The sequence below is a fragment of the Arthrobacter sp. Y3223164 genome, from assembly GCF_059091005.1.
The window spans coordinates 1-12,366 of record NZ_JBNHGF010000051.1; the positions used below are offsets into that span (position 1 = coordinate 1).

The following is a 12,366-nucleotide window of genomic DNA, read 5'->3' on the forward strand; positions in this document are numbered from 1 at the left end:
AGCAAGGCGTCTCGCGCGACGACGGCGAACTTGCGGGCCGTCGCCAGGGCCGCCGCCTCGCGGTCCGAGTGCGCCACGGTCTCGTAACCGCGCCCCACGGATCCGCTGGCGACGGCGTCCACGGGCTCCGGACGCTTCTCCCCGCGGCTCCGGATGAAGATCAAGCTGGCCACGCCGGTAGCTGCCAGGGCCAGCACGGAAATCTCGCCGAACGTGTCCCAGGCCCGGATGTCCACCAAAATGACGTTGACGATGTTCTTGCCGCCGCCGCCCTCATAGGCCAGCTGCGGCAGGGCCAGGGACACCGGATCGGCCGTGCGTGCCGCCATCGCCGTCATCGCGATCACTATCATCGTGAGGCCGAAAGCGGCGCCGATGATGGCGCGCAGCAGTTTGAAGCGCCCCGGCGTGCGCAGCCACAGTCGCGCCGGCAGGGACCGAAGTGCCAGCACGATAGCCACCAGGGAGACTGTTTCAACCAGCATCTGGGTCAGCGCCAGATCCGGCGCCCCCTGCATGGCGAAGATAAAGGCCAGGCCATAGCCGGCCACCGAGACCATCAGCACCGCCATGAAGCGCTTGTTCGCGCGGATGGCACCCAGCGCTCCTGCCGCCACGATCAGCCCCGCGATGGCCTGCGCCGGGGTATCGAACCACACCACGCTCTCGGGCAGCGGAGCGTCCATCAGGACGATGGCGCTCAACGGAGTCACGATCGCCACGATCAGGATCACGCACAGGTAAAAGACCAGCGAGCCCCGCTGGGTCCGGCCCGTGACCCAGATGGCCACCTCGTCCAGCACGCCGATGATGCCGCGGTAGATCCGGTCCGCGTCCGGGATGAAGCTGATCCTGGCCTGGAAGGCCGCTATCGGAGTGCGCAGCAGGAACAGGGCGACACCGGCGGCGATGGTGACGGCGGTCAGCCCGAGAGCCGGCGTCACCCCGTGCCACAGCGCCAGGTGCGTGGCTGCGGTGTCCAGGGTGAAGAGACCGGCGTAGGGGGCGACGGCGGCTTCCACCGGGGCGGGCCAGAGCCCGAACACCACGGTGGCCACGGCGAGCACGGCGGGAGCCGCCAGGAAGGCCCACGGAATGGGCTTGAACTCGATGGCCGCGCGGCCGGGTTTGGCCGCGAACCCGCCCCAGACGAAGCGGGCGCTGTAGGCGAAGGTCAGGATGGATCCGGCCACCACGCCGGCCAGGAGCAGGCCCCCCACCCAGCCGGAGACTTCGGCCCGGTGGATGAAGGCTTCGTAGACCGACTCTTTGGCGACGAAGCCCAGCAGGGGCGGCAGGCCCGCCATCGACGCGGCACCGATGACCGCGACCACGAACAGTTTTGGGGCCTTGCGGTACAGGTGCGACAGTTCGCGGATGTCACGCGTTCCGGCCTGGTGGTCGATGATGCCCACCACCAGGAACAGGGTCGCCTTGAAGAAACCGTGGGCCAGCAACAGGCCCATTCCGGCCAGCGCGGCTTCCTGCGAACCGAGCCCGACCACCAGGGTCAGGAAGCCCAGTTGGCTGACCGTCCCGTAGGCGAGGATCAGCTTCAGGTCGTTCTGGCGCATGGCCTGCCAGCCGCCCACCAGCATGGTCAGCAGCCCGAGCCCCAGCACGACGCCGTGCCAGTAGTCGGTGCTGGAGAATCCGGGTGACAGCCGCGCCACCAGGTAGATGCCGGCCTTCACCATGGCGGCGGCATGGAGGTAGGCGCTGACCGGGGTCGGCGCCGCCATGGCCGCCGGGAGCCAGAAGTGGAAGGGAACCAACGCGGACTTGCTGATCGCGCCGATGAGTACCAGCAGGATGGCTATGTCGATGATCTGGCCGTGTGCCATCAGCGTTCCGGCTGCCGCGAGGATCTCGGAGATCCGGTAGGTGCCGGCGGTTTGGCCGATCATGAGCAGGCCAACCAGCATGGTCAGCCCGCCGAGGGTGGTAACCATCAGGGCCTGCAACGCGGACCGGCGCGCCGAGAGGCGGTGCCTGGCGTACCCGATCAGCAGGTAGGACAGGACGGTGGTGAGTTCCCAGAAAATGTAGAGCAGGATCAGGTCATCGGCGGTGACCAAACCGAACATGGCGCCGCTGAAGGCCAGCAGCTGCGCGCCGAAAGGACCGATGTCCGGATCGTCGGCCTTGAAGTAGCGGGCGCAGTAGAACAGCACCAGGGCGCCAACGCCCAGGATCAGGATGCACAGCACCGCCGCGAGGGTGTCCATCCGAAAGGCCAGTTCCAGCTGCAGGCCCGGGACCCAGGCGAAGACCTCCGACGGCGGGGCGTTCGGAGCGCCGTCCAGCGCCGCCTGGCTAGACCCGGTGTAGTTGTCGAACGTGGCGATCAGCCAGACGAATCCGGCGGCGGGAACCGCGGCGAGGATATAGAACGTTGACCGGCCGAGCTTCCGGAAAATTAAGGGCGCTATAAAGGCCACCGCAAAAAGCAGGGTGAGCACAATCAGCACGAGGATACTCCGGAACTTCCTTCGGGTTTGCCAAGGATTTAGACGGACAGGGCCAAGGTCCATTCTACCCATGGCATAGACGGCGCGGCGCCCGCCGAGGGCCGCGGACAGCCGCCGGGAGGGCCGCGGACAGCCGCCGGGAGGGCCGCGGACGGCGCGTGATCCCGCTGTTCGCCAAAGATTCACGCGGCTCCCGGCGCTGCTCAAAGTTCGCAGCAGGCGAAACGGATAGCATCGCGGTATGACTGAGTCGGCCGGCATTCCGGCAACCCACACGGCGGGCGGCGCGGCCGCGGAGCGGCTGAATAAAAAACACGTCCTGGCCTGGGCCTCCTGGGACTGGGGCTCCGCCGCCTTCAACGCGGTCATGACAACCTTTGTGTTCACCGTTTATCTCACCAGCGATGCCTTCGGCGGCGAGGCCTTCGCGTCCGAAATCCTCGGCTACGGGCTGGCTATCGCCGGGCTGGCCATCGCCCTCCTGGCCCCGGTCACCGGGCAACGCTCCGACACCGGGGGCCGCCGCAGGCTGTGGCTCGGGCTCAACAGCGTCGCCGTCGCGGTACTGACCGGCCTGTGCTTCTTCGTCTTCCCCTCCCCCGGCTTCCTTTTCCTGGGCGTGGGACTCATCGCGCTGGCCAACATCTTCTTCGAGTTCGCGAACGTGAATTACTACGCGATGCTCACCCAGATCTCCACGCCGTCGACCATCGGCAAGGTCAGCGGCTTCGGCTGGGCCATGGGTTACGTCGGCGGGGTCGTGGCGCTGGCCCTGGTGCTGGTCGGGTTTGTCCTGCCCGAAACCGGCTGGTTCGGGGCGACGGCGGAGAACGGGCTGAACATCCGCCTGGTGGCGGTGTTCTGCGCCGTGTGGTTCATGGCCTTCGCGCTGCCGGTACTGTTCGCCGTCCCGGAGATCCCGCGCCAGCCTGCCGCCGCGTCGCTGAGCTTTTTTGCGTCCTACGGGCTGCTCTTCCGCCGCATCAAGGCGATCTTCACCTCCAGCCCGCACACGATTTTCTTCCTGATCGCCAGCGCCATCTTCCGCGACGGGCTCGCGGCGGTGTTCACCTTCGGCGGGGTGATCGCCGCCGGCACCTTCGGCTTCTCGCTCAGCCAAGTAATTGTCTTCGCCATCGCCGGAAACGTCGTCGCAGCGGTCGGCGCGGTCGCGGGCGGGGTCTTGGACGACCGCATCGGCCCGAAGAACGTCATCGTGGGGGCGCTGGTCGGGCTGATCGTCGCCGCCGTCGCCATTTTCGCGCTGGGCCCGGGCAACCACGTGTTCCTGGGCAACGCCTGGACCGGCGACACCACGTTCTGGGTCTTCGGCCTGCTGCTGTGCCTGTTCGTGGGGCCGGCCCAGTCGTCGTCGCGGGCCTACCTGGCCCGGCTCGCGCCGCGCGGCGAGGAGGGCGAATTCTTCGGCCTCTACGCCACCACCGGGCGGGCCGTCAGCTTCCTGGCCCCGTCCCTGTTCGCGCTGTCCATTACCGTCTTCGGCGAACAGCGCCACGGCATCCTGGGCATCCTCGTCGTGCTGGTCGCCGGCCTGCTGGCGCTGCTGCCGGTCAAGACGCCGGCCCGGATCCAGCGCGCCAGTACGCCCAGCGCCTGAGCCGCCCGGCCAGGGTCAGCGTTCGATGACGGTGCGGTGGAAGTTCTGGTAGCTGCGCGAAGCCGTGGGGCCGCGCTGGCCCTGGTAGCGGTTGCCGTATACGCCCGAACCATACGGATGCTCCGCCGGCGAGGACAACCGGAAGAAGCACAGCTGGCCGATTTTGGAGCCCGGCCAGAGCATGATCGGCAGCGTCGCCATGTTGGAGAGTTCCAACGTCACGTGCCCGGAGAAACCGGGATCGATGAACCCTGCGGTCGAGTGGGTCAGCAGGCCCAGCCGCCCCAGCGAGGACTTGCCCTCCAGCCGGGCCGCGATGTCATGGGGCAGCGTCACGGTCTCGTACGTGGAGCCGAGCACGAATTCGCCGGGATGCAGGACGAACGGTTCCTCGGGGTCCACTTCCACCAGCCGGGTCAGCTCCGGCTGCTCCAACTCCGGGTCGATGTGGGCGTACTTGTGGTTGTCGAACAGCCGGAAGAACCGGTCAAGCCGCACGTCCACGCTTGAGGGCTGGATCATGTCCGGCTGGAACGGATCCAGGACGATGCGTTGGGAGTCCAGTTCGGCACGTATATCGCGGTCGGAGATCAGCACCCTTCAAAAATACACGGGACCGGCGCTCTCCCCCGACGCATGACGCGGCCTCCGCCCGGGCTTTTGCACCGGGCCTCTGGTCGGAACGGTGTCAGCGGTGCGACGATTGAACCAGGCGGGCCGCAGCACCCTCGGTGGCGGCCACGGGGCCGCTGTCGGCGGGGGAACGAACGGCCTCCGCCGGCAGCTTCGAAGCCGCCGGTCAGGCCTTGCCGATTTCCGTGCGCACCGCGTACAGCTCCGGGAAGAAGGTGAGCTCCAGCGCCCGGCGAAGGAAGCCGGCGCCGGAGGAGCCGCCGGTGCCATGCTTCATCCCGATGGTCCGCTCCACCGTCTTCAGGTGCCGGAAGCGCCAGAGCTGGAAGTTGTCCTCCAGGTCCACCAGTTCTTCGCAGGCCTCGTAGACGTCCCAGTTCGCGCCGGCATTCTCGTAGACCGCCTTGAACGTCCCCACCAGTTCCTGGTTGAACTCGTGGGCCTCGGTCACGTCACGGTTTAGCAGCTCCACCGGAACCGGGTAGCCGTGCCGGTGCAGGTAGGCCAGGAATTCGTCGTACACGCTGCTTTGTTCCAACAGCTCGCCCAGCATGGCCTGGGCGGCCGGATCGTCCGCAAAGACGGCCAGCATGCCCTTGTTCTTGTTGCCCAGCAGGAACTCCACGGCACGGTACTGGTAGGACTGGAAGCCCGACGCCGAACCCAAATCGCCCCGGAATTCGGCGTATTCGGAAGGCGTCAGCGTGGCCAGCACGGACCATTGCTCGGTCAGCGAGCGCTGGATGTGCTTAATCCGGGCGATGCCTTTCATGGCGAACCGCAAGTCGTCGTCGCGCAGCTTCTGCCGGACGGTGCGCAGCTCGTGCAGCACCAGCTTCAACCACAGCTCGGACGTCTGGTGCTGAATGATGAACAGCATCTCGTCGTGGTGCTCCGGGCGGCTGACCGGGTGCTGGGCGGAGAGCAACTGGCCCAGGGACAGGTAGGAGCCGTAGCTCATCTTGTCCGAGAAATCAGTCTCGATGTCGTCCTCGAGACGTCGGGTGTTCTTGTCTACGGTCATGGCGGCTTCCGTCGGTCCTCCTGCCTCGTTGCAGGCCTGCTACCAGCCTACGGCCCCGGCGCCGCGAATGCTCCGCAGCCGCGCTGGGGTCCTCAGCCGCGGACCGAGGAGTCCCACCGCCACTTCCGGCCGCGGGTTTCGGGCGTCCTGCCGCTGGCGTGGAGCAGATCCTGCCAGGGATCGCCGGTGCGCCGTGCAGCCGGAAAGATGCGGTTCAGCACCCGTCTCAAGACGGCTTCGTCAGGCCGGTAGCCGACCCCGTGGACGGCCAGTATGTCGAATCCGTGCAACACGGCTTCGGCGATGCCCATCGCCGCGAAACCGGAGGCGTCCGAGGTCCCGGCCGGATGGTAACCGCGGTGGGTGCGGGTGGCCGTGGCCGTCACCGCGTACAGCAGTCCCGCGGCGGCATCGAAACAACCGACGATGCCGGCCGTTCCCGTGGCAGGGTCGGGCCAGAACAGGATCTGCGGCCCGCCCGGGCGCCAAGGCGGCGGGTCCAGCAGCGCCACGTAGCCGTCCTGCGGCGGGTTCCGCCCCGACAGCTGCAGGGCGTAGAACGCGAAGTCGTCCATGATGTGGGCCACCGTCTCGCGGCAGCTCCACTCCAGCTCCAGCGCGGGGTCGTCCCAGGCATCGTCAGGGAGCTCCGCCAAGCGGTCGGCCAGGTCATCGGTGATGGTGCGGAAGTCTCCCGCCGTTGGGTCCATCCACTGATCCTGCCGCAGAGGAGCGGCAAGCGCCACCGTTCCCGGCGATGCTCAGCCCATGCGGCGCTCCCCGGCCTCCACCGGTGCCGCAATAATGTTGCCTTCCACCGGCATCGGGCAGGTGCCGAACGCGGTAAAGGCGCTGGGGAAGTTGGTGGCCCGGTTGAAATCGATCAGCACCGTGCCGTCGGGGCCGGGACGGCGGGTCACCACGGAACGCCAGCCGGCGGTGCTGTCTCCGTTGGTTTCGTCGTGGAAGTTCAGCGACAGGGCGCCCAGTTTCTCTTGCTCCGCCACCAAGGTATGGACCGTTCCGCCCAGTTCGAAGCTGACCGTGCCGACGGCGGTGGCGATGCCTCCCACCGCCGGGTTCGAGGTGGCTATCTGCAGCGCGAGGGGCTCCGGATACGCCTGGAACCGGCCGGCCACCACCAGGTCCGGGTTGTAATCGAAAACCGGGACCCCGTCGAAGGCCCGCCGCTTGGGCGAGTCGTTGTCCCGCGTCCGGATGGCGTACCGGTCGCCCCGGACGGCCAATTCGACGGCGACACTGCCGCGGCGCACCCAGAGCAGCGACTCCTCGTTTCCCAGGGATGCCGTCAAGGTGCCGGTGGCCGGCTCCCCGCTGTCCGCCAGATACAGGCCGTCCTCGGCGCTCGCCGTCAACGAGGCGTGGCCGCCGCCGGAGGCCGGCCCGTTGGCGCTCCACAGGCCGGTGATCTTTTCCAGCCGCGCGGGCTCGGCCGGCAGCCACTGCAGCGAGGTGAGCGTGAGCCAGCCGTGCTCCGCTGCCAGCGCCTGGTTCCGGTTGTCCCTGAACCGGAGCCAGCTTTCCCGCCGGCGGGTCTCGTCGCGTGGAGTGGTCATGCTCGCCGTCCCTCAAATCAATTGCCGGGCACTCCGGCAGTACGGGGCACAACGTGCCGCCCGCCGTGCGGTATTCCCCGGCCCGCAGTCCCTGACCTCCGCCGAACCATGGCGCATTCGCCTGCAGGAGAATACGCTCTATTTCACAAGGCTGCGTGGCACAAAGCGCAACGGAAGCCGGGCGGCCAGTGCGTCTACCAGAATGGGAGGCTCATGCCGATGCCCAAGGACGAAAACCGGCGGCGCCACCGGCGCGCGACAGCCCGCGTGGGGGCGGCGGTGACGCTGGCGCTGGGAGCCACGCTGCTGGCGGGCTGCAGCCCCGAGGACGGAACTCCCACCCTGACCTGGTACATCAACCCCGACGACGGGGGGCAGGCGACGATCGCGGAACTGTGCACCGATCAGGCGGACGGCGCGTACCGGATCGAGACGTCGCTGCTGCCCAATGACGCGGCCTCCCAGCGGGAGCAGCTTGCCCGGCGCCTTGCGGCCGGCGATTCGTCGTTGGACATCATGAGCCTGGACCCGCCGTTCATCCCCGAACTGGCCGAGCCCGGGTTCCTGGCGCCGGTCCCGGACGATGTTGCGGAGCGCACCACGCAGAACGTGGTGGAAGGCGCGCTCGCGGGGGCCACGTGGAAAGACGAGCTGGTCGCCGTCCCGTTCTGGGCCAACACCCAACTGCTGTGGTACCGGAAGTCGGTGGCCGAAGCCGCCGGCCTGGACATGACGCAGCCGGTCACGTGGCAGCAGCTGATGGATGCCGCGGCCGAGCAGGAGAAGTTCCTGGGCGTCCAGGGCCAGCGCGGCGAGTCCATGACCGTGTGGCTGAACGCGTTGGTCGAGTCGGCGGGCGGTCAGATCCTGGAGAACCCCGAGGCGGACGCCGATCAGATAGAGCTGGGGCTGGCCAGCGATCCCGGGACGGCTGCGGCGGAGGTCATCTCCACCATCGGCCGGGAGGGGCTGGGCGGCCCGGGGCTGCCGACCCAGGACGAGAACAACTCCATGATCCTGTTCCAGGGCGACGAGGGCTCGTTCATGGTCAACTGGCCGTTCGTCTGGCCGGCCACGAACACCGCCGCGGAAGAAGGCACGGTGGACCCCTCGCTGATCGAGGACATCGGCTGGACCCTCTACCCGCAGATGAACGAAACCGACCCCGCCGCTCCGCCGCTGGGCGGCATCAATCTGGGCGTCGGCGCCGCGAGCGAGCATCCCGACCTGGCCTACGCGGCCATCGAGTGCATCGTCACCCCGGAGAACCAGGCCGAGTACTTCATCACCAACGGCAACCCGCCTTCAAATACGGAGGCCTACGAGGATCCGCGGATCGAGGAGTCCTTCCCGATGGCGGACACCATCCGCGAGTCCTTGGAGCTGTCCGCGCCGCGGCCGCAGACCGTCTTCTACAACGAAGTTTCCACCAGCCTGCAGCAGAATTTCGCCCCGCCGTCGCGAGTGGATCCGGCCACGACGCCGCAGGAAACCTCAGACTTCATCGTCTCCGTTCTACGGGGGGAGAACCTGCTGTGAGCACCTCGATCGAAATCCCCACCCAGCCCGCCAGCGGGACCGGACGGGCCGGACGGCGGCGCGCGGTCCAGCAGTACAGCGACCGCGCCAAGGCCGAGCGGCGGCTGGGCTGGCTGCTGGCCGGTCCCGCCTTCGTCATCATGCTGGCCGTCACCGCCTACCCGATCCTGCAGGCCGTGTTCGACTCGCTCTTCAGCTACCGCCTCACCGCGCCGGACGAGCGCGAGTTCATCGGGCTGGCCAACTACGGCGTGATCCTCACGGACATCGTCTGGTGGCGGGACCTGGGCGTCACGCTGCTGATCACCGTGGTGACCGTCGTCGTCGAACTCGTCCTGGGCTTCGCGCTGGCCTTGGTCATGCACAAGGCGCTGAAGGCGGTGCGAGGCTGGCTGCGCACCGCGATCCTGGTCCCGTACGGCATCATCACGGTGGTGTCCGCGTTCGCCTGGTTCTACATGTTCGATATCAACTCCGGCTTCGTGAACTCATGGTTCGACTGGGTGCCCGGGATTGATCCCGACCTGAACTGGTTCGCCAACACCGGAACATCGCTGAGCGTGATCATGGCCAGCGAGATCTGGAAGACCACGCCGTTCATCTCGTTGCTGCTGCTCGCCGGCCTGGCCCAGGTTCCCGACGAACTCACCGAGGCGGCGGAGGTCGACGGCGCCACCTGGTGGCAGCGGATGCGGCGCGTGATCCTGCCGAACATGAAGGCGGCGATCATGGTGGCCGTGCTGTTCCGCGCGCTGGATGCGTTCCGCATCTTCGACAACGTGTTCATCATGACCAACGGCGCGTTCGGCACCGAGGTGCTGTCGCTGCTGGCCTACCGGACCTCGATCGGGCGGCTGGAAATCGGGCTGGGTTCGGCGGTGTCCGTGCTGCTCTTCGTCTGCGTACTGCTGATCTGTTTTATCGCCGTCAAGCTGTTCAAAGTGGACCTCGCCGGCCAGAGAGGAGGCAAGTGATGAGAGCGTCGCGGACCAAGGAGCGGGTCATCTGGACCATCATCTCCGTGCTGGTGCTTATTTATGCGCTGTTCCCGGTGGCGTCCATCCTGGCCACCTCGTTCAAGCTGCCCAGCGAACTGACCTCCGGACAGTTCCTGCCCAACACCTGGACGGGTTCGAACTACGAGCAGATCCTGGTCGGCTCGGCGCAGGAGCTGTTCCTGAGCTCGCTGCGGAACTCGATCGGCATCGCGCTGATTGCGACCTTCATCGCCGTCGTGCTGGCCACCCTGTGCGCCTACGCCATCGCGCGGCTGGATTTTCCCGGCAAGAAGGTCATCCTGACCACCGCGCTGGCGGTGTCCATCTTCCCGGTGATCTCGATCGTCACGCCGCTGTTCAACATCTGGCGGAACATCGGCCTCTATGACACCTGGCCCGGGCTGATCATCCCCTACCTCTCGCTGACCCTGCCGATCTCCATCTGGACCCTGGCCGCGTTCTTCCGCCAGATTCCGTGGGAACTGGAACAGGCCGCACAGGTTGACGGGGCCACCACCTGGCAGGCGTTCCGCAAGGCCATCGTGCCGCTGGCCGCACCCGGTGTCTTTACGACGGCGATCATTGCCTTCTTCATCGCGTGGAACGACTTCGTCTACGGCATTTCGCTGACGTCCACCGAAGCGGCGCGGCCGGTTCCAGCGGCGCTGGCCTTTTTCACCGGCGCCTCCCAGTTCGAATCCCCCGTCGGCGCTATTTCCGCGGCGGCCATCATCGTCACCATTCCCATCGTGCTGCTGGTCCTGCTGTTCCAGCGCCAAATCGTCTCCGGCCTGACCCAAGGCGCCGTCAAGGGCTGAGCCCGCGGCAGGAAAGGAAATCCCATGGCATCGATCACGCTGCAGAACCTCGTCAAGGAGTACGGCGACGGTTTCGCCGCCGTCAACGACGTCAGCATCGACATCGCCGACGGCGAGTTCATCATCCTGGTGGGACCGTCCGGCTGCGGCAAGTCGACCCTCCTGCGCATGATCGTGGGGCTGGAGGACATCACCTCCGGCGACCTGTTGATCGACGGCGAGCGCGTCAACGAAAAGGCCCCCAGGGACCGGAACCTGGCCATGGTGTTCCAGAATTATGCCCTCTACCCGCACCTGACCGTGTTCGAGAACATCGCGTTCCCGCTGCGCCTGGCCAAGGGCAAGTTCACCGAGGACGATATCCGGAGGCGCGTCACCGACGCCGCGAAGACCTTGGAACTGACCGACCACCTGGAGCGCAAGCCGGGGAACCTGTCCGGCGGCCAGCGGCAGCGCGTGGCCATGGGCCGGGCGATCGTGCGCCAGGCCGATGCCTTCCTGTTCGACGAGCCGCTGTCCAACCTGGACGCGAAACTGCGGGGCCAGATGCGCTCCGAGATCTCGCAGATGCAACGGCGGCTGGGAGTCACCAGCGTCTACGTCACGCACGACCAGACCGAGGCGATGACCCTTGGCGACCGGGTGGCGGTGCTGAAAAAGGGCTTGCTGCAGCAGATCGCTTCCCCGCGGGAACTCTACGAGCAGCCCGTCAACCTGTTCGTGGCGGGCTTCATCGGATCGCCGTCCATGAACTTCCTGCCGGCCACCCTGGAGGGCAACGTCCTGAAGACGCCGATCGGCGACATCCCCGTGTCCGGTGACAGGGCCAGGGCGGCCGAAGGCAGGAAGGTGGTGCTCGCGGGTTTGCGGCCCGAGTTCTTTGAGGACGCCTCCCTGGTGGAAGAACACAAGAAGGACCGGGGATCCACGTTCATGGCCGAACTGACCCACACCGAGTGGCTGGGCAACGAGCAGTACGGCTACATCAACTTCGACCCGGACCCCGCCGTGCGGGAGCTGCTGAATTCGCTGGCCAGCGAGATGGACGCCGAGGAACTGCGGCCGCAGATCGTGGTCACGCTGGACGCCGCCAGCCGGATTCGCGGCGGGCGCTCCGCTGAACTGTGGCTGGACACCCGAAAGATGCATCTGTTCGACCCCGAGACCGGTGAAAACCTGACCCGTGATGCCTCGGCCGGCGCGGCGCTGACGGAGGAAGCCAACCGTGCCCGGGCAGAGGAAATCGCCGAAGCCCGCGAACGGGAAGCCTCCACGGCCGGCCAGCCGGCCTGAATTCCGGCCAGCCGCAGAACTGGGGTAAACTCGGTTTCGTTGTTGACCGGATCCGCCTGCACGGCGGATCCTGTGCGGGCGTAGCTCAATGGTAGAGCGCTAGCTTCCCAAGCTCGATACGCGGGTTCGATTCCCGTCGCCCGCTCCACACGCACTGCGCACCCCGGCCCCTCGGACCGGGGTGCCTTTGTTTGTCCCATCCCTGCGGGAAGCGGCCGTCCTACTCGTCGTCGTCCGCCAGGAAGCCGGCACGGTCGATGGCCCGGTGGTAATGCATGCCCGCGGCACCGCCCAGAAGCGACCCGAACTCCTCGGCGCCCTGGCGGAGCATCCGCTGATCAGCGTCAAGCAACACACCATTCCGGTGGAAATGCGCCTGCGAGGCCTCCGGCCCG

10 protein-coding genes and 1 tRNA gene are annotated in these 12,366 nt (G+C 67.2%); 6 read left to right on the plus strand and 5 right to left on the minus strand.

The features are described 5' to 3' along the window. The coding region (locus AC5RUJ_RS04920) for a Na+/H+ antiporter subunit A (protein WP_494155641.1) at window positions 1–2,471 on the minus strand (2,471 nt) is incomplete at its 3' end. A 241-nt stretch (window positions 2,472–2,712) separates the two neighbouring features. On the opposite strand from AC5RUJ_RS04920, the gene AC5RUJ_RS04925 reads away from it, so the two are divergent. After that, entirely contained in the window at window positions 2,713–4,089 is a 1,377-nt protein-coding gene (locus tag AC5RUJ_RS04925) for an MFS transporter (RefSeq protein WP_494128520.1), read from the plus strand. Between the two features lie 15 nt (window positions 4,090–4,104). On the opposite strand, the gene dcd is transcribed toward AC5RUJ_RS04925, so the two are convergent. The 4 genes from dcd to AC5RUJ_RS04945 form a co-directional block, all read right to left on the minus strand. Continuing rightward, window positions 4,105–4,686, minus strand: coding sequence for a dCTP deaminase (gene dcd, locus AC5RUJ_RS04930; RefSeq protein ID WP_494000714.1), 582 nt, complete (start codon window positions 4,684–4,686; stop codon window positions 4,105–4,107). Between the two features lie 202 nt (window positions 4,687–4,888). Beyond that, complete coding sequence (locus tag AC5RUJ_RS04935) at window positions 4,889–5,746, minus strand: tryptophan 2,3-dioxygenase (RefSeq protein WP_494128519.1); 858 nt, start codon at window positions 5,744–5,746, stop codon at window positions 4,889–4,891. A gap of 92 nt (window positions 5,747–5,838) precedes the next feature. After that, window positions 5,839–6,456, minus strand: a complete 618-nt coding sequence (locus AC5RUJ_RS04940) for a DinB family protein (RefSeq protein ID WP_494128518.1) — start codon at window positions 6,454–6,456, stop codon at window positions 5,839–5,841. Window positions 6,457–6,507: 51 nt separating this feature from the next. After that, window positions 6,508–7,323, minus strand: a complete 816-nt coding sequence (locus AC5RUJ_RS04945) for a DUF1684 domain-containing protein (RefSeq protein WP_494128517.1) — start codon at window positions 7,321–7,323, stop codon at window positions 6,508–6,510. A 219-nt stretch (window positions 7,324–7,542) separates the two neighbouring features. On the opposite strand from AC5RUJ_RS04945, the gene AC5RUJ_RS04950 reads away from it, so the two are divergent. The 5 genes from AC5RUJ_RS04950 to AC5RUJ_RS04970 all read left to right on the plus strand — a co-directional run bounded on the left by AC5RUJ_RS04950 (window position 7,543) and on the right by AC5RUJ_RS04970 (window position 12,119). Continuing rightward, a complete protein-coding gene (locus AC5RUJ_RS04950; protein ID WP_494128516.1) occupies window positions 7,543–8,862 on the plus strand; it encodes an extracellular solute-binding protein in 1,320 nt (439 codons plus the stop codon). 14 nt (window positions 8,863–8,876) lie between these two features. Further along, a complete protein-coding gene (locus AC5RUJ_RS04955; RefSeq protein ID WP_494013010.1) occupies window positions 8,877–9,836 on the plus strand; it encodes a carbohydrate ABC transporter permease in 960 nt (319 codons plus the stop codon). Continuing rightward, complete coding sequence (locus tag AC5RUJ_RS04960) at window positions 9,836–10,678, plus strand: carbohydrate ABC transporter permease (protein ID WP_494022333.1); 843 nt, start codon at window positions 9,836–9,838, stop codon at window positions 10,676–10,678. Before AC5RUJ_RS04955 ends, AC5RUJ_RS04960 begins: the two co-directional genes overlap by 1 nt. 24 nt (window positions 10,679–10,702) lie before the next feature. After that, on the plus strand, window positions 10,703–11,971 hold the full coding sequence (locus AC5RUJ_RS04965) for an ABC transporter ATP-binding protein (protein WP_494000720.1): 1,269 nt from the start codon (window positions 10,703–10,705) through the stop codon (window positions 11,969–11,971). A gap of 74 nt (window positions 11,972–12,045) precedes the next feature. Further along, a tRNA-Gly gene (locus tag AC5RUJ_RS04970) sits at window positions 12,046–12,119 on the plus strand. The last annotated feature ends 247 nt before the right edge of the window (window positions 12,120–12,366 follow it).